The following is a 20,744-nucleotide window of genomic DNA, read 5'->3' on the forward strand; positions in this document are numbered from 1 at the left end:
AAATGGCTTTTGAATGGTTAATTCAAATTAGTTTTTGTTTACGTTTGTAGCTTGAAGACCGCGTTGGCCTTGCTCGATTTCAAACGTTACATCTTGGCCTTCTTCAAGAGACTTGAAGCCTTCTCCTTGAATAGCTGAGAAGTGTACGAATACATCGTCTCCGTCTTCGCGTTCGATGAAGCCAAATCCTTTTTCTGCGTTAAACCATTTCACTTTACCTTGTTCCATGTGTGTTTCCTCCTCGTATGCTTTGTGCATACATTGTATTACTATCCTTGCTCAAGTCTTGAAGCGGTCAAGATTTATTCGAGACCATCATGCCGAACAAAAATAATTCTTCTTTATCATAACAGGGATATTAGCACATTGCAAGAGAAATGTTTGAATTAAAAAAACAAGTTAAGGATCTGATAGACAATCGCAGCGATTGTTGCTGAAATTGGTAAAGTAATAATCCATGTCGTGACAATCGTTCTAGCGACTCCCCAATTGACACCTTTTACACGTTGAGCTGAACCTACACCCATGATTGCGGAAGAAATGACGTGTGTTGTACTAACCGGTAAATGGATAAGTGTCGCTCCAAAAATAATCATAGCAGATGACAAATCAGCTGCTATGCCGTTCACTGGACGGATTTTCATAATCTTGCCGCCGACAGTCTTAATGATTTTATAGCCACCGATTGATGTTCCGATCCCCATCGCTGTCGCTGCAGCAATCCGGACCCAAAGTTGAATATCGTCCGACGTCTGCAATTCTGCTGCAATCAATGCCATTGTAATTATACCCATGGCTTTTTGCGCATCATTTGTACCGTGTGTGAACGATTGAAGCGCTGCTGTTCCGATTTGCATATAACGAATTCGTTTATTTGCCTTAAATAAATTCTTGTTCTTCAAGGTCACTTTGAATATCGACATTACAAGGAAGCCGCCTGCAAGTGCAATGAACGGAGAAATAAGAAGCGCTTGTAATATTTTTAGGAAACCGCTGTAATTTAAAATGCCGAAACCTGCTGCTGAAATAGCCGCGCCAGCGATTGAACCGATTAAAGCATGGGATGAACTGGATGGGATTCCGAAATACCAGGTAATCAGATTCCACGCAATTGCTGATATAAGTGCCGCTAAGATGACAAGCGAACCGTTTTCGAGAACGAATGGATCGACAATGTCTTTTGAAATCGTTTTTGCGACTCCTGTAAATGCGAGAGCGCCGACGAAGTTCATGACAGCTGCCATCATAATAGCAGTTCTCGGTTTCAGTGCACGAGTCGAAACGGATGTTGCGATGGCATTCGCCGTGTCATGAAATCCGTTGATGAAATCAAAAGCGAGTGCGAAAACAACGACTAGTATGGTGAGGAGAAGTATTGTATCCATTTGGCTCCCCCTTATGCGTTGCGCATAATAATTGATTCGATTGTGTTGGCAACATCTTGGCAATAATCGGCGACATCTTCAAGCTGTTCATATATGTCTTTGAATTGGATAATGCGAATTGGATCCTTTTCATTAATGAAGAGTTGTTTGACCGATGTACGGAAAACTTCATCACAAACTCGTTCGTAATCTTTAATAAGTACTGCGTGATCGTGCATCGCTTCAAGTTTTTTCCTCGCAAGCAATTTCATCGCTTTAACGATTTCGTCGGTACTTTTCACAATGTTTTCCATGAATTTCTGTACATACTCATCAATTTCAGTAAGAGAGAACATTTCAAGATGTGCTGCGAAATGTTCAATACCATCAAGAACATCATCCATCTTAATGGCCAAATTCATGATATCTTCCCGCTCAATTGGTGTCATGAACGACTTGTTAAGCTTAGTAATGAGATCGTGGATGAGCGTGTCACCTTCCGTCTCGTAATTTTTGAGTTTAATGCTTACTTCTTTCAAGTCGGCAACTGTCACCACTTTAAAGTCGTTGGCATAATGAACCGCTTCTTGCACATTTTCAGCAATGGTTAATAATGCTATGAAAAAAGGGTCAGGTTTACGTGAGCTGAACATTGTTGTACCTCCGTCCCAGTATGGGAAATAATTTTTTAACAATCCCATCATATCAAAAACAATTTGAGATACCTACAAATTTCGACGATATCTGCACAAACTTTACACAATCTTTACAAAGACCCTACAAAGGATTCACAAAAATCAAATCTGTATAGAGAAAGTGACAATTGTCATGAAGGAAAAATGACTCAATGTACTCCACAGAATACCCTCTTTATCAGTAAAGTTAACGTAAGAGGTGAGAGTATGTTGGGAATTATTAATCTTTGTGTGGAGTTTAAACGGAAAAACGTGTTAGGTGATATTAACTTGGAAATTGCATCTGGGGAAGTAGTTGCGCTATGTGGAGCAAATGGAGCGGGGAAATCAACAATCGTATCCGTTATAGCAGGAATCGTCCATCCTTTAAGCGGGAGAATTCTACTGGCAGGGAAACCACTAGGAAGGAAAATGAAATCGGAAATAGGCTTCATGTTCCAACACGCCGAATTCATGGATAATGTGAAGGTCAAGGAGATGCTTTGTTTATTTCAATCCTTCTATAGAAGTCCTTATTCATTCGACGAGCTTGTCCGTCTAGGATTATTGCAAGAAATGGTCCTTAAAAAGACACATGAATTATCAGGCGGTGAGCGTAAGCGGCTGTCATTTGCATTGTCGATGGCAGGTAGACCACTTGTGCTGATTGCGGATGAACCAACTGCGGGAATGGACGAGGAAATGAAAAAACATTTCTATCAACAACTAAAGCTTGCTGTTGATGAAGGGCTTGCCGTTTTACTGATTACACATTCCAGGGAAGAAAGAGAAGTTCTTGCACATCGAATTGTGTTGTTGAAGGAAGGGGTTGTGCAATGACTAAGCCCTTTTTATTGTTGACAAAAATTGAAGTGTTGCGCATGCTAAGAAACCGCTATTTTGTCATTTATGCCATCGTTCTTCCCATCGTCTACTACCTAATCTTTTCGCTTTCGAATGAACCAGAGCACTATGCATATCTACTTATCGCAATGCTTGTCTTCAGTTTGTTGTCGGGAGCTGTCACGACATTTGCTATTGGGCTTGCATACGACAACAGCAGACCTTGGCGTACATCTATGAGGGCATTGCCGGTTTCCGAATTAGTCGTTTCAGGTGCGAAACTGATGTCACAGCTCTTATTGAATAGTATCACGGTTGTGATCTTAATCGTTTTTGTTCAGACGATTCACGGGCTCCCAGGCAGTGTAGGGCAATGGTGTATGATTGCGGTATGGTTTATCGGTGTGTCCGCGGTGTTCATGACGTTGGGTGTGGCCATCAGTTCATTTGGGAAACAGGGTACTGTTTCTGGTATTGCAAACTTTACGTGGATATTTGTGATGTTTTCTGCAGGGACGTGGATTCCGATTGAACAGTTTCCGGGCTGGGTGCAACCTATTGCAAGCGGGTCTCCAGGAGCAATCGCGATAGCGGGTGCCTTCCGTTTACTGGGTGGAGGGTATCCCTTGATTGGTCAAATGGGTGGACTTATCTTTTATTCGATGCTATTTATAGGGGTTTACTGGGTTGGAGGATATATAAATAGAAGGGCGGCGAATTAATGAGCAGGAGATTTGCAGTATTTCCCGAAGGTTTAGGTAGGGAACCGTATACTATTTTAATCTATATGTTGTTTCCGCTCATAGGGGCGTTCTTTTTAGAGGGCATGGAGCGTATGTTTTCAATCCTTCTACTTGCTCCCTTTTTATTCGTCTATCGCCAGTCCTATTGGCGTAACAGCTATCTAGTGTTCGTCATTGTGCAAGCGATTATTATTGGTTTTTGGGTGTATATGTTCGGACCGGTTTTTTTCTGGCTGAGTGCCTTCTCTTCAAATATGATTTCGTTATTGTCCGGACGCAAGCGCATCGCGGCTGTTGGCGTCTATATAGTGGTTGGGATTGTCTATGGCGTGGCTAAGGACTTAAATATAGTGCAAACATCCATGTCGCTTGTACCTATTCTGCTCGCCATCTTTAATGCCTATATGATTTCATCAAGACGAAAATGGAATGAATCCCAGCGAGAATTGGAGAAAGCACATAGTCGGATTGATGAATTGGTGAAGCAGCAAGAACGCCAGCGAATCGGGCGTGATTTGCATGATACACTTGGACAAAAGCTGTCGATGATTACATTGAAAACTGAGCTTGCCGAGAAGCTACTCGTTTCAGACACAGAAAGAGCTGCGGGGGAGTTACGGGAAGTGATTACAATCTCGCGCGAAACATTAACACAGATGCGGGAGCTTGTGGAAGACCTTGATACAGGCACGCTTGTCGATGAATTGACTGCCAGCCGGCAACATTTACACAGTGCAGGAATCAATTCTGAAGTAAACGGAGAAATCCATTCCATTAATCGTGGGTATGAAAAGATTGCTGTGATGGCAATTCGGGAACTTGTGACCAATGTCGTTAAACATAGCGCTGCATCATGGTGTCAAATTAACATTGCACGTTCAGTGGAAGGTGTATTAATTGAAGTCGCTGATAACGGAAAAGGTATCGATGAAGCGGTTCCAAATCATGGTATGACAGGCCTGCAAAACCGGATTGGGCTTATTAATGGAACGATTGGATGGAAAAGCGGTAAAGAAGGGACAGTCGTTCAGTTATTCATTCCGCTACCGAAAAGTATTGAAAAGGTGGGTGTCGTCTCGTGATACGCGTCGTAATTGCAGAAGATCAGGCGATGGTGAGGGGGGCTTTAATAGCACTTCTTTCTATAGAAGAGGACTTAGAAATCATCGGTGAGGCAGCAAATGGCTTGGAAGCGATTGAAGCAGTCGAGCGATTACTGCCCGATGTCTGTATTTTAGATATTGAAATGCCGATTATGAACGGCTTGGAAGCTTCAGAAAGATTAGTGGAGAAATACCCCGGTGTGGCGATCATCATGTTGACAACGTTTGGCCGAACTGGTTATCTACAGCGTTCAGTGAATGCAGGCGTAAAAGGTTTCTTATTGAAAGACGGACCGAGTAGTGCACTTGCCGAAGCAATTCGCATAGTAGCCGCGGGTCAGCGAGTTGTCGATCCAGAACTGGCCTTTTCACTATTTACAGAAAAAGATCAGTTATCCGAGCGGGAGCAAGAGCTTCTTATGCTGGCATCAAAAGGTTTGGCGAATAAAGAAATCAGCAAGCAGTTATTTTTGTCGGAGGGAACAGTAAGAAACTACTTCTCGGACATCTTTCAAAAGTTGCAAGTAAAAAGTCGGACAGAGGCAATTCACGTTGCCAGGAAAAACGGTTTAATTGATATGGAATAAATTTGTGAAAAATTTTCAGTAAATTGAAACTTTCGGGATGATGGGACGTATATATAGGTGAGACAAAAAAGGTGAAAGTGGGGTGTTGAAATGGAACTGTTTGGGATGCCAATTGTGCAAGTCTATATGGTTGGGCTAATTGTTGCAGGCCTTGCAACGTTACTTTATATCTTATTTAGTGACATGGCGGAAGGAATCGGCGATGCTAGTCCTTTCTTGGATCCGGCGGTGATACTTGCATTCATAACATTTGTAGCGGCTGGCGGTTATATATTAGAACTTGTTACAACATGGGGCAGCGGAATCATTTTGGTAATTGCACTTGTTACTGCTTTTGTACTCGATCTTCTATTGTACTTATTTGTCCTTCTTCCACTGAAATCGGCTGAAGTGTCCCTCGCGTATACGGATGAGTCGCTGATGGGTAGGGTTGGAAAAGTGATTGTACCTGTCCCTGTTGATGGATTCGGTGAAATTGTTATCGAATCGGTAAATGGCATGATTTCTAAGAGGGCGGTAGGGTACGAAAACACAGCAATTGAGTACGGAAAAGAAGTATTGATTATTGAAGTGAGAGATGGAACATTCATCGTTAAAGAGTATGAACCATTCCGCTTCAAATAAAAAAGGGGGAAAAACAGATGGAAATTTGGATTGCAATTGGAGTCGTCGCGTTTGTTTTACTGGCGCTGGTTCTCGTCTTCATCACAAAGTACCGCACAGTCGGGCCAGATGAAGCACTAATCGTGACAGGAAGTTATCTTGGTTCTAAAAATGTACATAAGGATGATTCGGGAAATCGTATTAAAATCATCCGCGGCGGCGGGACGTTCCTGTTGCCAGTGTTCCAACAAGCGGCACCGCTTAGCCTTTTGTCAAGTAAGCTTGAGGTTACAACGCCGGAAGTGTACACGGAGCAAGGCGTTCCTGTTATGGCAGATGGAACAGCGATTATTAAAATTGGTGGCTCAATCATAGAGATTGCAACAGCTGCTGAACAATTTTTGGGGAAATCAAAAGCTGATCGTGAAAATGAAGCAAAAGAAGTATTGGAAGGTCATTTGCGCTCGATTCTTGGTTCAATGACAGTAGAAGAAATTTACAAAAATCGCGATATGTTTTCTCAGGAAGTGCAACGTGTTGCTTCACAGGATCTTTCCAAAATGGGACTCATCATCGTTTCATTTACAATTAAAGATGTGCGCGATAAAAATGGCTATCTCGATTCACTCGGGAAACCACGTATCGCACAAGTGAAGCGTGATGCGGATATCGCAACAGTTGAAGCAGAAAAAGAAACGCGTATTAAAAATGCGGAAGCATCTAAAGAAGCACAAAAAGCAGAAATTGAACGTGCGACTGAAATTGCGGAAGCTGAAAAAGAGAATCAATTGAAGGTTGCGGATTACCGTCGTGATCAGGATGTTGCAAAAGCACGTGCCGACCAAGCTTACGAACTTCAAACGGCCGTCTCGAAACAGGAAGTTATGGAACAGGAAATGCAAATTCAAATCATTGAACGTCAAAAACAGATTGAACTTGAAGAGAAAGAGATTCTGCGTCGTGAGAAGCAATATGATTCTGAAGTTAAGAAAAAAGCTGACGCGGATCGCTATGCAATCGAACAAAATGCAGAAGCTCAAAAATCGAAACAAATTACGGAAGCTGATGCTGAAAAGTACCGCATTGAAGCACGTGCGTTTGCGGATGCAGAAAAAGTTCGTCTCGACGGGCAGGCGAAAGCCGATTCGATGCGCGCGCAAGGGGAATCTGAAGCTGACATTATTCGTCTAAAAGGTCTTGCAGAAGCAGAAGCGAAACGTAAAATTGCGGAAGCATTCGAACAGTACGGCCAAGCTGCCATGCTTGATATGATTGTTAAAATGATTCCAGAATATGCGAAACAAATTGCAAGCCCGCTTGCGAATATTGATAAAATTACTGTTGTTGACACGGGTAGTGGTGAAGGCGGCGGAGCCAATAAAGTAACGTCGTATGCGACTAACTTAATGGCAACATTGCAAGAATCCTTGAAAGCATCATCGGGCATCGACGTTAAGGAAATGCTTGAAAACTACACGGGCAAAGGCAATATCCGCCCAAGTATTGACCAGCTGACAAATGAGATAAAAGCAACAAATACGAAGCAACCCACTCAACAAGTGATTGCAAGAAAAGAAGTTGCAGCTGACGAAGCTGAATAATATCTAACTAGAGGAGAGTCCCGACGCAATAGTGCGTCGGGGCTTTTTTTATGTTGTTGGCCCCCTCAGCGAGCGTAAAGTAAGGAAACAATCATAAAGCTCGCACGACCGATCATAAAAGCCTGCAACCGATCATAATCCTCGCACGACCAATCATAAAAGCCTGCAACCGATCATAATCCTCGCACGACCGATCATAAAAGCCGCCAACCGATCATAAGCCTCGCACGCCCGATCATAAAAGCCTCCAACCAATCATAACCCCTGCCAGACCAATCATAAAACTCCCTAACCGATCATAAGCCTCGCACGACCAATCATAAAAGCCGCCAACCGATCATAAGCCTCGCACGACCAATCATAAAAGCCGCCAACCGATCATAAGCCTCGCACGACCGATCATAAAAGCCTCCACCCGATCATAAGCCTCGCACGACCGATCATAAAAGCCTCCAACCAATCATAACTCTCGCGCGATCGATCATAACCCCTGCCAGACCAATCATATACCCAGCATCCACCTCCAACATCTTAAGAAATTCTTCATATCTATCCTTACAAACCCTTAAGATTCTCCCTATATAATGAAGGAAATAAAGAAAGTTGGAGGGGAACAGATGATTAGTGTGCAAAATTTAAATCATTCATTCAAAATCGGCAAGAAAGGTAAAGAAAAGCGAGTTCCGGTGTTGAAGGGGTTAACGTTTGATGTTGCGGAGGGTGAAATTGTATCGATTGTTGGCAAAAGTGGTTCGGGTAAATCAACGCTTCTTCATATTATGGCAGGATTCCTAACGCCTGAAAGTGGAGAAATCAGTGTGCAAGGCATTCAGACCTCTGCATTCAACGAGGTGGAAAGTGCGAAGTTTCGATTAGATCATTTCGGTTTCGTCTTTCAAAACTTTCAACTCATGCCTGGATTGACAGCATTTGAAAATGTTGAACTGCCACTGACATTAAAGGGCATCAACAAAAGTGGGCGACAGAAGAAAGTAAAAGACCTGATGCAGAGCGTTGGACTCACGGATGTGCAAGACCATTATCCAAATGAATTATCGGGAGGTCAGCAACAGCGAGTCAGTATTGCGCGTGCGCTTATAACGGATCCGCCAATCATTTTCGCCGATGAGCCGACAGGTAGTCTCGACTCGGAAACAGAACAGGACGTTCTTTTGCTTATCCAGTCGCTCAATAAAACACGGGGCATCACATTCGTCATCATTACACACGACGATGAAGTGGCACAAACAGCGAATCGCGTATACAGAATGCATGACGGCGTATTAACGGAAGGCGGTGCACAGCATGCAATTTAAGGACCAGATTAGTTTCGTAGGGCAACATATCAAGAAAAATAAAATGCGTGTTTTTATGACCGTGCTTGCGGCCACGATGGGAACAGCCTTTTTAATTGTGCTCGCGTCCGTTGGATTCGGCCTACACGAAACGATTCGGGGAGAGGTCTTATCGAACCGACTTGTGACACAAATTGAAGTGTTCTCAAGTGAGATGGATGAAGAGAAAGTTGTAGAGCTGAAGAAACGGGATCATGTAAAAGCAGTTGTATTCCGCCAAAACTTAGGGGCAGAACAGCAGTCTTCAATTGGTGATTTCACTGGGAATAGTCAACTCGTTGTGACGGATTTTACAGAAGAAAAGAAAGCGAATTTCGAGCTTCAGGAAGGACGTTTACCTGAAAAAGTGAACGAAGTCGTCGTGGGAAGCAATTTCGCAGAGTCCTTGATGAATCAACAAGATGAAAATGAAGATGGTGAATTTACTACGTATGACGGAAAATTGATTGGAGAACAGTTCAACTATCAAATCGGTGACGATGAAGGTGAAATGATTGAGGATAAAATGATGCTCACGATAGTGGGAATCGGAAAGAAACCTGCGAAAGATTGGGAGCAGGATCAAAAAATATACGCTGACGCATCTATTATTCCAGATTTAGAAAAAATCTATTATGCACATGTAGACAAGCCAGTGGATGATAATACAGACGCACAGCAATTATTTTATGGCAATGTAAACGTCTATGCGGATAAATTAGAAAATGTGAAAGCAATCTCTACTGCATTAAAAGACGATGGATATAGTGTGTATTCCATATCCGAAGAACTTGATCAATTAGATGTCTTTTTCCTAGCGTTGAAAGCTGGACTTGTATTCGTTGGGACAATTGCGATCTTAATTGCATCTATCGGAATATTTAACACGATGACAATGGCTGTGACAGAGCGGACGCGTGAAATCGGAGTTATGAAAGCAATCGGGGCAGATCCGAAATTAATCCAACGACTATTCCTGATGGAAAGTGCGTGGATTGGTATAGTTGGGACGGTTCTTGCAGTTGTTATTTCCTATGGGGTGAGCATTGTGTCGAATTATGTGCTGCCAATAATTGTTACGGCGGCGCTCGGTGAAGAAGATTTTGGAGATATGACTGTTACGTTCTCCGTTATTCCATGGCAACTTGTGGTTATCGCTTCTACGATCAGCATAGGCGTCGCAATGATTTCAGGGTGGCGACCAGCGCGTAAAGCGACGAAAATTGATGTCATCAATGCGTTGAGGCAGGAACTCTAATCGACATATTTTTGCATCAATCGAGTAAAGGTGTATGAAACGTTGGCGTGCCTTGTTATAATGGTAATATTCAGACATGCTTTGATGATCATATGCCTTAACCCTAGGAGTACGCTTATGTACACTATTTTAAACCAGTCGTATAGCAATCAAACTAGCGAAGGATATCCGGTACTTCATCTCGGTTATGCGGATGTCGTATTGCTCGGAAGATGGAACGGATTGTCAAATGCGCTTTATTCATTGCACAAGAATGGCTCATTTTGGGTCCAATACGATGCCGAAGACGCCTTCATAGAGTCCTATAAGCTTCTTAACGGGGTCGTAGAAATGGAATACGAAGGAAAGCGCCGTCTATTGGAAATCGGTGAGACAATTGAAGCATCGAATTATGAACATATTATTTCGTTTTATGGGAAAACGGAAGCAGATATTTTAATTAAAATGGAAGCTGAAAGTTTTGAGTACAGATTTTTCGAAACACAAATCCTCCAAGAAGAGGCGGATGCGATTGCATCGGTCGATGGCTATACTTATATGCACTGCAACCGAATTAAGGATTATTCAATCGAAGTGTGGAAACAGTTGGAACTCCCAACAGAAAGCCTTAGCACTTTGAGATGGGGCGCCTATTTTCATGATGTCGGCAAGCGCGTTGTCCCGCTAGAAATTCTTAATAAGCCTGGGAAACTGACAGCTGAAGAGTGGGAAATTATGAAGACTCATACGACAGAAGGTGCAAAGATTATGCGTGAGCATGCTGTCGAATGGCTAGCAGATACTGCATTCATTGTCGAACAACATCATGAAAGACACGACGGAAAAGGCTATCCGTATGGTCTCAAAGGTGATGAAATTGCGCTAGAATCCGCCATCGTATCGGTCGTTGATGCATTTGATGCAATGACAACCGATCGAGTGTATAAGAAGGCCCTTTCTATACAAGAAGCTGTGAAAGAACTAGAGGGCGGAAGAGGGACACAATTTAACCCTAAAGTAGTCGATGCATTTATAGAGATATTAAAGAAAAACCAATTCAATTGGAAATGAAGAATGGAAAAAGACTCGGGAAACCGGGTCTTTTCTATATAAAAAAAGGGGGGAATGCTATGGATTACATTCAAACGATGAGGAAAATGATTGGTAAGGAATCACTACTAACGGTGGGTTGCGGCGTCATCATTACAAATGAAGATAAAATCTTGCTTCAACACCGCACAGATGAGGACAATTGGTGTATTCCTGGTGGTGTGATGGAGCTTGGGGAAACGTTTGAAGAAACGGCGAAAAGGGAGACATATGAAGAAACGGGACTGCATGTGGAGGGGCTTAAGCTATTTGGTCTTTATTCCGGAGAGGCCTGTTTTGTGACGTATCCGAATGGTGATCAAGTATATAGCGTGCAAGTTATTTTTCAAACAGAAAACTATTTGGGTGAACTAAAACAGGGCGGTACAGAAAGCAAAGCACATCGTTTTTTCGGAAAAGATGAATTGCCGACGAACCTAAACCCTAGGCAAAAAGCATTTATCCGAGACTGGGCGGATGAAAAAAAGGTGCCAATCAGCGATAATGGAAATACTTACAATTGAAAGAGGGATGAATGATGGATTATCGTATTGAACACGACACATTTGGTGAAATTAAAGTACCTGCGGACAAGCTATGGGGAGCGCAAACGCAACGCAGTAAACAAAATTTTAAAATTGGCGGAGAAAAAATGCCAATTGGTGTTATTCGTGCATTTGCCCATTTGAAAAAATCTGCAGCAATCGCGAGCCATGCACACGGTGCTATCTCAGAAGCAAAAATGAAGGCTATCTCTGCAGCGGCGGATGAAGTAGTCTCTGGCAAACTGGATGATCATTTCCCACTTGTCGTTTGGCAAACAGGAAGCGGTACGCAGTCAAACATGAATATGAACGAAGTGCTTGCACACCGTGGAAATCAACTTCTTGAAGAGTGGGGCGAGGAAGAACGCCTTCATCCGAACGATGATGTCAATAAATCACAAAGTTCAAACGACACATTCCCTACAGCGTTGCATGTTGCAGGCGTCGTGGCAGTACAACAACAACTCGTACCGGCAATTGGTGTATTGAAAGAAACACTTAACAAGAAGTCCGAAGAGTTCATGGATATCATTAAAATCGGCCGTACGCATTTACAAGACGCGACACCTTTAACGCTTGGCCAGGAAATTAGCGGTTGGCACCGGATGCTCGAGAAAACAGAAAAAATGATTACGGACAGCGTCGAGTCGATGAAAGAACTTGCAATCGGTGGAACAGCTGTTGGTACAGGACTTAACGCACCTGCAGGATTTGGGGACCGTGTTGCTACTGAAATCAGCACAGCAGTAGGAATCGAATTTACGTCTGCGGTAAATAAATTCCATTCACTTACGAGCTATGATGAAATTGTTTACGTTCATGGCGCTATCAAAGCACTTGCAGCAGACCTAATGAAAATTGCGAATGATGTGCGCTGGTTGGCTAGTGGACCACGTTCAGGTATTGGTGAAATTACAATTCCTGAGAACGAACCAGGCAGTTCCATCATGCCTGGAAAAGTGAACCCGACTCAAAGTGAAGCATTGACGATGGTTGTCGCACAAGTGATGGGGAATGACGCAACAATCGGTTTCGCAGCGAGCCAGGGGAACTTCGAACTGAACGTCTTCAAACCGGTTATCATATTCAACTTCCTTCAATCCGTGACGTTGTTGAGCGATGCGATGATCAGTTTCAACGATAACTGTGCAGTTGGAATTGAACCAAATCGTGAAGAAATTGATCGTAAAGTTCAAAACTCACTTATGCTTGTGACGGCACTTAATCCTTATATCGGTTACGAAAATGCAGCGAAAATCGCGAAAACAGCACATGCGGAAGGAACAACGCTAAAAGAGGCGGCACTTAAATCTGGCTTGCTGACAGAAGAACAATTTGACGAGTATGTCGTTCCTTCAAAAATGATTGGGAAATAAGGAGTCGACTTCAGTATGTACGAAAAAGAGTGTCCATATTGCAATTTGCTAGCGGATCCTGAGCAACAAATTATCTTTGAAAATGCGACATGCGCTTATATTCAAAAGCCTTCCGAGCAAACTGTGTTGGAAGGGAGCGGGCTCATCGTTCCGAAACGGCATGCAGTCGATGTATTTTCATTAACCGCGCAGGAATGGATTGATACACAGGAACTGCTAATGAAAGTGAAAGCTTATTTGGAAGAGCGGTACGGGCACGATGGTTATTCGGTTGGTTGGAATACGGGAAAAACAGGCGGGCAATCGATTTCGCACGCGCATTTACATGTGATTCCGAGATTTGCGGATGAGCCGTATGCCGGGAAGGGTATCAGGCATTGGATTAAGCAAGAGGCTAATCACCGTCGTGTTTGATCCCTCATTAACGGGCAGTAAGACCCCTCTGATTGAAGATTAACTTTATTGTCCATCAAACTGTAACTTATAAACGTGTTGTTTTGGGTTATGATGAAAGGACAACTACGCGAATAAGGGGTGGGCAGTATATGAAAAAGAAATGGATATTTATCTTGCTTGCAGCAGTTCTTGTCCTTTCAGCATGCGGAGAAAAAGCGCAGCCAAGTGAGAAAGAACATGACATGGCACATGGGGAACAGCAGCATGTACCAAACGGTGACTTGCAAGAAGTAACAGCTTCTGCTGATATTTTACCGTCGTTCCTAGATGACAAGTCGGAGGATATGCGTCTTGTCTATCAAATGGCGGGAACTGCAACGGATATTATTGAGTGGATGCCTTGCTATTGTGGGTGTGGTGAAAGCGCAGGTCATGACAGTAACTTGAATTGTTTCATCGACGAAGTTCGTGAAGACGGTTCTGTTGTCTGGGATGACCATGGCACACGTTGCCAAGTTTGTCTGGATATCGCCGTGCAATCTGTAATGATGAAGCAAGAAGGTAAATCGTTAAAAGAAATCCGTGAATTCATCGATGAAAATTATAAAGAAGGCTACGCAGAACCAACAAAAACGCCGATGCCAGCATAATTGAATTATAAAAAGCAGACACGCGAAAGTGTCTGCTTTTTTATATAGGAAAGGGATTAGTTAATGTATGTGTCACTGACCAGTAAATCACTCAAAATTTCTGACGGAATTTCAAACGTCACGACACCCATATAACCAGGTGCAATTTCATATTTATCGAATGAAATGACAAGCTTATTATCAGCTGTAATATAGAATGACTGATCGGCTTGGATTGTTTTGAAGTCATCGAAAAATTCGCTATTCAAAAAGTAAGAGACCTCTTCATCTGCTGCCATTTGTCGCTCCATTTCACTTACTAAATATGAGCTAATAGCATCGACGTATTTGTCATCTTTAAAAAGACTTGGCAATGTGATTAACACGTTGTTCTGCTTATCAATTGTGTCGTACTTCATTGTTGTTGAAGAGGATCCGACCGTATTCACCTCATAGCGAGCAATCGATAGAAGCTGGTCAGTATCTGTTTTCACTTCGTAGCCAGTGTCGATGCCAAGATGACCGCCACCTGCCTTTTCCAATTCCGCGGCCTCTTGTTGGAACTGTTCGAAAAGTACTTTGTTTTCCTCAAGGTATTTCTCATTCAGAGAAGCTTGCAGTCCTTCATCAGTCAATCCTTCAATTGCTGGTGTGGCGACATTTGCTTGGTACGTTTTTTCATCGACAGTCAATTGTTGTGCGGTAAATACATCCACAATCGCCCCAAGAAGCGGAACATTTGCCATTGCCTGTGCGAAGGATGGACTGACATTTATACTACCGATGAATAGAGCAGCAGCAGCGGCGGCTCCAATCGTCCATTGTTTTAGAAATGGACGTCTTTTCTGTGACGCTTTTGCTCGACGAATCGAAGCTTTTACGACGTCTTCCAACTCAGACGGAATCTCTGTTTCGTCATAGTTCTTTTTCAACTTTTTCAATTCTTTCATAACCTGAATTCCTCCCCAACTTCAATGCGTAACTTTTTCAATGCTGCATATAATCTTGTTTTAATCGTATTCACATTTTCATCCATCACTACAGCGATTTCATCAATTTTCAAATCCTCGAAAAATCTAAGAATAATAAGAGATCTGTATTTAGGAGGCAACTGGTCAATGGCATCATGTAAGTCCATGTCGATAATGTCATCCTCTAACTGTGGCAAATGAATGCCGAGAATGTCATCATCCATCACTGTAATACGCTGATGTTTTCGGATGAAATCAATGGATGTATTAACGATGATCCGGTAGAACCAAGTTTTCAAATAGGAAATCTCTTCAAGTCGATCAATTGAATTGAGGGCTTTTAAAATGGCATCTTGTACAATATCAAGTGCATTTTCTTTATTTCTAACATAGCTGTATGCAAGGCGATAATGGGCTTCACGATTCTCTACTATAAATTTTTCTACAAGCTCAAACTTCTCATTTTTTGTCATGACAAAAGATTCACCTTCTCCAATTTCCAACATGTCGCGAACACGTTATAGTTATTTGACGGGGTACATGTCTGAAAAGTTTTATGTTTTCATTCGCTGAAAAAAATCAATTAAAAGAATCCTTTACGAAACATTGGGAAATTCATGGTAAAATAAATATAACGTAAGGGTGTAGGCCATGGCGATAATGTAGATTTTAGTATTGTGTTTCTAGGAGGATTTATAGTTCTTTAAAGTTTTATTTCTTTTTTGCAAGGGAGTTTTCGAATCTTGAAAAGCACTGCGAAAAAATTGCTGATCTTGAGAGAGAAGTACTGATGCTTAAAAACAAAAAAATCTGCTATACGGAGGAGAAATCAAGATGGAGGATATATTATTTGTTGCATCATGGAGCGGCGGAAAAGATTCTGCGATGGCTTATTACCGCGCAATGAAAGCGGGTGGCATTCCGAAACGGTTATGGACAATGTTTGAAGAGGATGAAGAACGGTCAAAATCACATGCGCTGCCTTTTGAAGTCGTAGCAGCCCAAGCTGAAAGGATCGGCGTCCCTTTAATGATACGGGGAGCAAGCTGGAAAGGGTATGAAGAGCAATTTTTAGACGCGATGAAAGAATGTGTTGAGTCAGGCATCAGCCACGGGGTTTTCGGGGATATCGATCTTGAAGACCATTTGGAGTGGGTTCAAGAAACATGTGCGAAAGTCAATATGAAAGCAGTTCATCCATTATGGATGGAGCCGCGTCGCAAGATATTGGATGAGTTTATAGAGGGCGGATTCGAGGCATACATCGTTGTCGTCAATACAACAATGATGCCTGCCCACTTCATAGGCCGTAAATTTACTATCGAACTGATGGATGAACTCGATGCGCTCGGCATTGATTCATGCGGGGAATCTGGAGAATTTCACACTGTGGTTGTAGACGGACCGATTTTTAGTGAACGGGTCCCGGTCGTTTTTTCAGGGCAGCATAAACGGGATGACTATGTGTTTTTGGATGTATCATTGGGGAAATAAGTGTGGATGGTAAGTTTCGTAAGGGAAGAAGTCCGCGAACTTAATGTCGCGGACAGCATTGCATTATTAAGTAGGGTGAACCATCGGGTATCAGTCTTCTTCAACATCCATAAGGAAAATCTGCTCTTCGAATCCGCCGCGTTTCTCAGCCTTTTCTACTCTTACCTTTTCTAAATCTTCAAATGATAGCCCGTAATATGAAACGGCTGCATGGATGAGCTCCAACAAATCCGCAAGTTCTTCGATGGCGTCATCTGTCGTCTCGGTGGATTCGTATTCCTCCAGTTCTTCGTGCATTTTTTTGTTGATTTCGTTAATGTATTCGTCTTCATTCAAAAGGCGTGTATTGCAAATCAGACCGGACTTTTCGATGATTTCGGGAATACGGTCGCGTACTAATTTATTATATATCGGCATGTTGTTGTCTCCTTTTAATCACTAAATCTAATTATTCTAAATGATAACATGTGATTCTTTAAATTGAAAAAGCCATCCACATTCGCATGAGGCAAATGTGGATGGCTTTAATCATATATTCAATAAATCGCCCAGTTCTTTCTCTAAAAAAGGATCTGCATTCAACAGCTTCCTAAATTCAGTGTACCGTTTCACTTCATCAGCAGAAGCTTCTCGTCCGGTCTGATAAGCTCGAATCAAAATGTTTTTGGGTGTGTGCTCCATGTCGATGAATTCGAGTAACTGAGCCTCGTAACCCACGAGTGATAACAGCTCGGCACGAATGGAATCAGTAGCAAGTGCTGAGAACCGTTCTTTGATGAGTCCGTGTTGAAGCATAACGTCGAGCGCGGGGGAATTAACCTGCGAGAATAGTTCGTGCTGGCAACATGGAACGCTCAAAATGACTTTCGCTCCCCATTTCACCGCACGGGCAAGCGCCATATCTGTCGCAACATCGCATGCATGTAAGGTGACGACCATGTCAACTGACGTTTCGTCATTATAATCATTGATATCTCCTACTAGAAATTCAAGATTATCGTAACCAAGATCCTTCGCAATGGTGCTACATTCCTCAATCACTTCTTTTTTCAAATCAAGCCCAGTTACCTTGATATCCAGTCCTTTTTCGATACGTAAATAATGATAGAGCGCAAATGTTAAATATGATTTACCGGAACCGAAATCAAGAATACGTACAGTTCGATCTTTCGGTAAGTGCGCAAGAGAATCGTCGATGAATTCGACGAACCGGTTAATTTGCCTAAACTTGTCGTGCTTTTGTTTTTTCACTTTGCCGTCGGGCGTTTGGACGCCAAGTCGTACTAGAAATGGATAGGGAGTATTTTCATCCAATAAATAATTTTTCTTGCGGTTGTGTGAAAGGTCAACTACTTTTTCAGATGCTACTTTTTCAGACTTCCACATTACTTTAAATTTTTTCGTCAGCTGAACCTGGACTTTTTCATCCGAAAACTCAGCGTGTATTTGTCTGAAACGCTCGAGCAGTTGTTGTAAATGTGCTCGCAATGCATCAGGGGTAACATTTTCATGGTTCAGCACTCGTTCGTACTGGTATTCAAATTGAATATGCAGCTGTCCTTTTATTTCCACAGGTTTTACTTTCACCCGTTTTAATTCATCTGTTTTTGTGCGGGATTGGCTGATTGTCCCGCCAATGAAAGACCCGTCTGTTATCCGTCGTGTGAATTCGTCCACTAATTCCTCAAATTGCATTGTCATCACTCCTAGTTAAACTCAAATCCCTGTTTCTTCAAAAAATCCTTCATATGCGTTCGACGAGGGACTTCTAAAAAGTCTGCCATGGAATCGGACCAGGCGGCGTCTTTACGGTTTGAGCCACGGCTTAAATAATAGTCGTTCATTGTTTCATCATACTTAGGTATAAGTTCGTCGTATTTATCGGTATTGTAGCTGTTTTCGTGAATAATTGCTTCTACCGGTAAGCGCGGTTTCACTTCATTCGCTTCGTCAGGAACGCCGATTGTCATGGCGAATAGTGGAGCAACACCGTTGGGAAGCGATAGCAATTCGCTTATTTCCTCAGGTGCATTACGTACTCCCCCGATATAACAGATGCCGTAACCTTTTGATTCGGCCGCAATCGCTACATTTTGGGCGAATAAAGCAACGTCAATGGAGCCGACAAGGACACTTTCAGCAGAGGAGAAATCAATGTCTTTTCCGACTAAGTTAGCTGCCTTTTTCAATCGACAATAGTCCGCGCAGAAGACCAAAACGGCGCCAGCTGATAAAATCTGTTGCGGGTTCTTCGCGAATTCCGCTAGTTTCTTGCGTTTTTCAACATCCGTTACATAAATGACAGAGTATGCTTGGACAAAGTGCGAACTTGCGGCATGCTGCCCGGCCCGAATGAGTTCAAGTACTTCTTCTTTTGATAGTGTAATGTCTTTATATTTTCGAACAGATGCGTGGGCAGATAATAAGTCGATAACCATGGAATCCCTCCAAAAAATGTTTTATTAATTAAGATTAACAGACTGTGATAGTGGTAAACTACCTTTAAAGCTTAACAAAGGGGTGTTGTTATGAATTGGGCGGAAAGTATTTCAATTACCACGGCGTTGTTAATTTTATTTCTAGTCATCTTACCAATTACAATTGCCATATATCTATACTTTTATGACAAAAGCCAAAAGCAACATGCGATTCTTCGGAATTTCCCGATTTTAGGGCGGATGCGTTATGTGATGGAGAAGACGGGTCCTGAGCTTCGTCAATATCTGTTTGACGACGATAATGACGGCGAACCATTCAATCGTGAAGAATACCTACACATGGTTATGCCAGGGAAATATTTGAATAGTGTCATTGGCTTTGGCTCGAAACGTGATTTTGAAGAATCGGGTTATTATATCCGCAACGCAATGTTTACGAAGCAAAATGAGGAAATGCGCGTTGATAATTCAAACCTTATAGATACGATGCGTTATGTCGTTGATGAAGATAATCTCTTTTCACGTAAAGAACACCGCGAAGATATTCCGACATTGCCTTGGTTGTTGCCAGAAGAGGATGCAATCGTCATTGGTCCGAACTGTGAGCATCCATTTCATGTCCGCAGCATGCTTGGTCAATCCGCGATGAGTTATGGGGCACTCGGGGAAAATGCAATCACTGCATTGTCAAAAGGGATTGGCATGGCGCAAGGGGCTTGGATGAATACCGGCGAAGGAGGTCTGTCCCAGCATCACTTGGCGGGCGGTGCAGATATAATTGCACAAATTGGCTCGGGTTTGTTCGGATTTAGAACGGAGGATGGCGAATTCAGTTTTGAGCGGGTTCGTGAAAAAGCGGATATTCCGCAAGTCAAAGCGTTTGAAATTAAATTAGCGCAAGGTGCGAAAATGCGTGGTGGGCACGTTGAAGGGGCGAAGGTAACGGAAGAAATTGCGGCAATTCGTAATGTTGTTCCGTTTGTCTCTATTAATAGTCCAAACCGCTTTCACCAGTTTGATGATTACCCAACACTTTTTGAATTCATTGATCAAATTCGTCAGCATTCGGGTAAACCGGTTGGTATTAAGGTTGTCCTCGGTGGGAAACAGGATGCAGAGGAACTTGCGTCATTCATGCATGAAACAGGTATGGGTCCCGACTTTATCTCATTAGATGGTGGGGAGGGCGGCTCGGGCGCTACATACCAGGATCTTGCTGATAGCGTTGGATTACCGTTGCGGTCAGCAATTATTCTTCTGGACGATGCACTTCGAAAATTTGAAGTACGTGACCGCGTGAAAATTATTGCATCGGGTAAGATTACGACACCGGACCGAGCAGCAATAGTTCTAGCAATGGGAGCAGATCTTGTTCAAGTTGCGCGTGGTTTTATGATCTCGGTCGGTTGCATTATGGCGCACCGTTGTCATACGAATGATTGTCCAGCGGGCGTTGCGACAACAGATAAGAAATTACAGCAAGGCCTCGTCGTCGAAGAGAAAAAGTACCGTGTCACGAATTATATTTTGACGATGCGAGAAGGACTTTTCCGTGTCGCTGCAGCGGCAGGTCTGGATTCGCCAACGAAACTCGAACGACATCATGTCGTTTACAAAGACGAACGGGGACGCGTCTTCCCTGTGGAATGAATTGAAGTATGCCGTTCTGCCTTGAGAGGTGGAACGGTATTTTTTATGGTGTTCGCAACGTTTCGCC

23 protein-coding genes are annotated in these 20,744 nt (G+C 42.8%); 15 read left to right on the forward strand and 8 right to left on the reverse strand.

The genetic code is table 11. From position 1 onward, the window contains the following. Window positions 1-27 precede the first annotated feature (27 nt). The 3 genes from MKY15_RS09580 to MKY15_RS09590 all read right to left on the reverse strand — a co-directional run bounded on the left by MKY15_RS09580 (window position 28) and on the right by MKY15_RS09590 (window position 2,017). Window positions 28-228 (reverse strand): cold-shock protein, encoded by a 201-nt coding sequence (locus MKY15_RS09580; protein ID WP_067205063.1) that lies wholly within the window; start codon window positions 226-228, stop codon window positions 28-30. A 158-nt stretch (window positions 229-386) separates the two neighbouring features. Next, a complete protein-coding gene (locus MKY15_RS09585) occupies window positions 387-1,385 on the reverse strand; it encodes an inorganic phosphate transporter (protein WP_067205066.1) in 999 nt (332 codons plus the stop codon). A gap of 11 nt (window positions 1,386-1,396) precedes the next feature. Further along, window positions 1,397-2,017: a DUF47 domain-containing protein gene (locus MKY15_RS09590; protein WP_067205068.1), complete on the reverse strand. Its 621-nt coding sequence runs from the start codon at window positions 2,015-2,017 to the stop codon at window positions 1,397-1,399. 249 nt (window positions 2,018-2,266) lie between these two features. Between MKY15_RS09590 and MKY15_RS09595 the strand changes: the two genes are divergently transcribed. From MKY15_RS09595 to MKY15_RS09655, 13 genes are all read left to right on the forward strand, one after another. Then, window positions 2,267-2,878 (forward strand): ABC transporter ATP-binding protein, encoded by a 612-nt coding sequence (locus MKY15_RS09595; RefSeq protein WP_342539561.1) that lies wholly within the window; start codon window positions 2,267-2,269, stop codon window positions 2,876-2,878. Then, a complete protein-coding gene (locus MKY15_RS09600) occupies window positions 2,875-3,603 on the forward strand; it encodes an ABC transporter permease (RefSeq protein ID WP_342539562.1) in 729 nt (242 codons plus the stop codon). Before MKY15_RS09595 ends, MKY15_RS09600 begins: the two co-directional genes overlap by 4 nt. Continuing rightward, window positions 3,603-4,706 (forward strand): sensor histidine kinase, encoded by a 1,104-nt coding sequence (locus MKY15_RS09605; RefSeq protein ID WP_067205077.1) that lies wholly within the window; start codon window positions 3,603-3,605, stop codon window positions 4,704-4,706. Before MKY15_RS09600 ends, MKY15_RS09605 begins: the two co-directional genes overlap by 1 nt. Further along, window positions 4,703-5,314: a response regulator transcription factor gene (locus tag MKY15_RS09610; protein ID WP_067205079.1), complete on the forward strand. Its 612-nt coding sequence runs from the start codon at window positions 4,703-4,705 to the stop codon at window positions 5,312-5,314. The genes MKY15_RS09605 and MKY15_RS09610 overlap by 4 nt, the downstream gene beginning before the upstream one ends. A gap of 90 nt (window positions 5,315-5,404) precedes the next feature. Beyond that, entirely contained in the window at window positions 5,405-5,938 is a 534-nt protein-coding gene (locus tag MKY15_RS09615) for a hypothetical protein (protein WP_067205081.1), read from the forward strand. Between the two features lie 17 nt (window positions 5,939-5,955). Then, complete coding sequence (locus MKY15_RS09620; protein WP_067205083.1) at window positions 5,956-7,518, forward strand: flotillin family protein; 1,563 nt, start codon at window positions 5,956-5,958, stop codon at window positions 7,516-7,518. Between the two features lie 617 nt (window positions 7,519-8,135). Then, window positions 8,136-8,834 carry an ABC transporter ATP-binding protein gene (locus tag MKY15_RS09625; protein ID WP_067205086.1) on the forward strand — a complete coding sequence of 233 codons (699 nt, stop codon included), beginning with the start codon at window positions 8,136-8,138 and terminating at the stop codon, window positions 8,832-8,834. Further along, window positions 8,824-10,110 carry an FtsX-like permease family protein gene (locus MKY15_RS09630; RefSeq protein ID WP_067205088.1) on the forward strand — a complete coding sequence of 429 codons (1,287 nt, stop codon included), beginning with the start codon at window positions 8,824-8,826 and terminating at the stop codon, window positions 10,108-10,110. The genes MKY15_RS09625 and MKY15_RS09630 overlap by 11 nt, the downstream gene beginning before the upstream one ends. Before the next feature lie 117 nt (window positions 10,111-10,227). Next, window positions 10,228-11,160: an HD-GYP domain-containing protein gene (locus MKY15_RS09635; RefSeq protein WP_338653813.1), complete on the forward strand. Its 933-nt coding sequence runs from the start codon at window positions 10,228-10,230 to the stop codon at window positions 11,158-11,160. Between the two features lie 59 nt (window positions 11,161-11,219). Then, the gene (locus MKY15_RS09640) at window positions 11,220-11,702 is read left to right on the forward strand and encodes an NUDIX hydrolase (protein WP_067205094.1); all 483 of its coding nucleotides are present in this window, start codon (window positions 11,220-11,222) and stop codon (window positions 11,700-11,702) included. Between the two features lie 14 nt (window positions 11,703-11,716). Beyond that, window positions 11,717-13,099: a class II fumarate hydratase gene (gene fumC / locus MKY15_RS09645; protein ID WP_067205095.1), complete on the forward strand. Its 1,383-nt coding sequence runs from the start codon at window positions 11,717-11,719 to the stop codon at window positions 13,097-13,099. Window positions 13,100-13,114: 15 nt separating this feature from the next. After that, complete coding sequence (locus MKY15_RS09650) at window positions 13,115-13,513, forward strand: HIT domain-containing protein (RefSeq protein ID WP_067205097.1); 399 nt, start codon at window positions 13,115-13,117, stop codon at window positions 13,511-13,513. A 131-nt stretch (window positions 13,514-13,644) separates the two neighbouring features. After that, window positions 13,645-14,145: a PCYCGC motif-containing (lipo)protein gene (locus MKY15_RS09655; protein WP_067205100.1), complete on the forward strand. Its 501-nt coding sequence runs from the start codon at window positions 13,645-13,647 to the stop codon at window positions 14,143-14,145. A gap of 56 nt (window positions 14,146-14,201) precedes the next feature. Here the strand turns inward: MKY15_RS09655 and MKY15_RS09660 are convergent, their stop codons facing one another. Continuing rightward, window positions 14,202-15,074 carry an RsiV family protein gene (locus MKY15_RS09660; RefSeq protein WP_338653809.1) on the reverse strand — a complete coding sequence of 291 codons (873 nt, stop codon included), beginning with the start codon at window positions 15,072-15,074 and terminating at the stop codon, window positions 14,202-14,204. Further along, the gene (locus MKY15_RS09665) at window positions 15,071-15,568 is read right to left on the reverse strand and encodes an RNA polymerase sigma factor (protein WP_067213807.1); all 498 of its coding nucleotides are present in this window, start codon (window positions 15,566-15,568) and stop codon (window positions 15,071-15,073) included. Before MKY15_RS09665 ends, MKY15_RS09660 begins: the two co-directional genes overlap by 4 nt. Before the next feature lie 361 nt (window positions 15,569-15,929). On the opposite strand from MKY15_RS09665, the gene MKY15_RS09670 reads away from it, so the two are divergent. Further along, window positions 15,930-16,589 carry a diphthine--ammonia ligase gene (locus tag MKY15_RS09670; protein ID WP_067205105.1) on the forward strand — a complete coding sequence of 220 codons (660 nt, stop codon included), beginning with the start codon at window positions 15,930-15,932 and terminating at the stop codon, window positions 16,587-16,589. 90 nt (window positions 16,590-16,679) lie between these two features. On the opposite strand, the gene MKY15_RS09675 is transcribed toward MKY15_RS09670, so the two are convergent. The 3 genes from MKY15_RS09675 to nfsA all read right to left on the reverse strand — a co-directional run bounded on the left by MKY15_RS09675 (window position 16,680) and on the right by nfsA (window position 19,027). Continuing rightward, window positions 16,680-17,006 (reverse strand): nucleoside triphosphate pyrophosphohydrolase, encoded by a 327-nt coding sequence (locus MKY15_RS09675; protein ID WP_342539569.1) that lies wholly within the window; start codon window positions 17,004-17,006, stop codon window positions 16,680-16,682. Between the two features lie 111 nt (window positions 17,007-17,117). Further along, on the reverse strand, window positions 17,118-18,284 hold the full coding sequence (locus MKY15_RS09680; protein ID WP_187046522.1) for an SAM-dependent methyltransferase: 1,167 nt from the start codon (window positions 18,282-18,284) through the stop codon (window positions 17,118-17,120). 11 nt (window positions 18,285-18,295) lie between these two features. Beyond that, complete coding sequence (gene nfsA, locus MKY15_RS09685) at window positions 18,296-19,027, reverse strand: oxygen-insensitive NADPH nitroreductase (protein ID WP_187046523.1); 732 nt, start codon at window positions 19,025-19,027, stop codon at window positions 18,296-18,298. 90 nt (window positions 19,028-19,117) lie between these two features. On the opposite strand from nfsA, the gene MKY15_RS09690 reads away from it, so the two are divergent. Beyond that, on the forward strand, window positions 19,118-20,677 hold the full coding sequence (locus tag MKY15_RS09690) for a glutamate synthase-related protein (RefSeq protein WP_187046524.1): 1,560 nt from the start codon (window positions 19,118-19,120) through the stop codon (window positions 20,675-20,677). Window positions 20,678-20,744: the final 67 nt, after the last annotated feature.

Source organism: Sporosarcina sp. FSL K6-1540, from assembly GCF_038620285.1.
In the GTDB taxonomy this organism is placed as follows: Bacteria; Bacillota; Bacilli; order Bacillales_A; family Planococcaceae; genus Sporosarcina; species Sporosarcina psychrophila.

Coding starts and splice junctions, on each gene's coding strand:
- MKY15_RS09630 (WP_067205088.1), top strand. CDS start 8,824: ATGCAATTTAAGGACCAGATTAGTTTCGTAGGGCAACATATCAAGAAA.
- MKY15_RS09655 (WP_067205100.1), top strand. CDS start 13,645: ATGAAAAAGAAATGGATATTTATCTTGCTTGCAGCAGTTCTTGTCCTT.
- MKY15_RS09635 (WP_338653813.1), top strand. CDS start 10,228: ATGTACACTATTTTAAACCAGTCGTATAGCAATCAAACTAGCGAAGGA.
- MKY15_RS09595 (WP_342539561.1), top strand. CDS start 2,267: ATGTTGGGAATTATTAATCTTTGTGTGGAGTTTAAACGGAAAAACGTG.
- MKY15_RS09580 (WP_067205063.1), bottom strand. CDS start 228: ATGGAACAAGGTAAAGTGAAATGGTTTAACGCAGAAAAAGGATTTGGC.
- MKY15_RS09605 (WP_067205077.1), top strand. CDS start 3,603: ATGAGCAGGAGATTTGCAGTATTTCCCGAAGGTTTAGGTAGGGAACCG.
- MKY15_RS09585 (WP_067205066.1), bottom strand. CDS start 1,385: ATGGATACAATACTTCTCCTCACCATACTAGTCGTTGTTTTCGCACTC.
- MKY15_RS09615 (WP_067205081.1), top strand. CDS start 5,405: ATGGAACTGTTTGGGATGCCAATTGTGCAAGTCTATATGGTTGGGCTA.
- nfsA (WP_187046523.1), bottom strand. CDS start 19,027: ATGGTTATCGACTTATTATCTGCCCACGCATCTGTTCGAAAATATAAA.
- MKY15_RS09650 (WP_067205097.1), top strand. CDS start 13,115: ATGTACGAAAAAGAGTGTCCATATTGCAATTTGCTAGCGGATCCTGAG.
- MKY15_RS09660 (WP_338653809.1), bottom strand. CDS start 15,074: ATGAAAGAATTGAAAAAGTTGAAAAAGAACTATGACGAAACAGAGATT.
- MKY15_RS09680 (WP_187046522.1), bottom strand. CDS start 18,284: ATGCAATTTGAGGAATTAGTGGACGAATTCACACGACGGATAACAGAC.
- MKY15_RS09675 (WP_342539569.1), bottom strand. CDS start 17,006: ATGCCGATATATAATAAATTAGTACGCGACCGTATTCCCGAAATCATC.
- MKY15_RS09625 (WP_067205086.1), top strand. CDS start 8,136: ATGATTAGTGTGCAAAATTTAAATCATTCATTCAAAATCGGCAAGAAA.
- MKY15_RS09640 (WP_067205094.1), top strand. CDS start 11,220: ATGGATTACATTCAAACGATGAGGAAAATGATTGGTAAGGAATCACTA.
- MKY15_RS09600 (WP_342539562.1), top strand. CDS start 2,875: ATGACTAAGCCCTTTTTATTGTTGACAAAAATTGAAGTGTTGCGCATG.
- MKY15_RS09690 (WP_187046524.1), top strand. CDS start 19,118: ATGAATTGGGCGGAAAGTATTTCAATTACCACGGCGTTGTTAATTTTA.
- MKY15_RS09665 (WP_067213807.1), bottom strand. CDS start 15,568: ATGACAAAAAATGAGAAGTTTGAGCTTGTAGAAAAATTTATAGTAGAG.
- MKY15_RS09590 (WP_067205068.1), bottom strand. CDS start 2,017: ATGTTCAGCTCACGTAAACCTGACCCTTTTTTCATAGCATTATTAACC.
- fumC (WP_067205095.1), top strand. CDS start 11,717: ATGGATTATCGTATTGAACACGACACATTTGGTGAAATTAAAGTACCT.
- MKY15_RS09620 (WP_067205083.1), top strand. CDS start 5,956: ATGGAAATTTGGATTGCAATTGGAGTCGTCGCGTTTGTTTTACTGGCG.
- MKY15_RS09670 (WP_067205105.1), top strand. CDS start 15,930: ATGGAGGATATATTATTTGTTGCATCATGGAGCGGCGGAAAAGATTCT.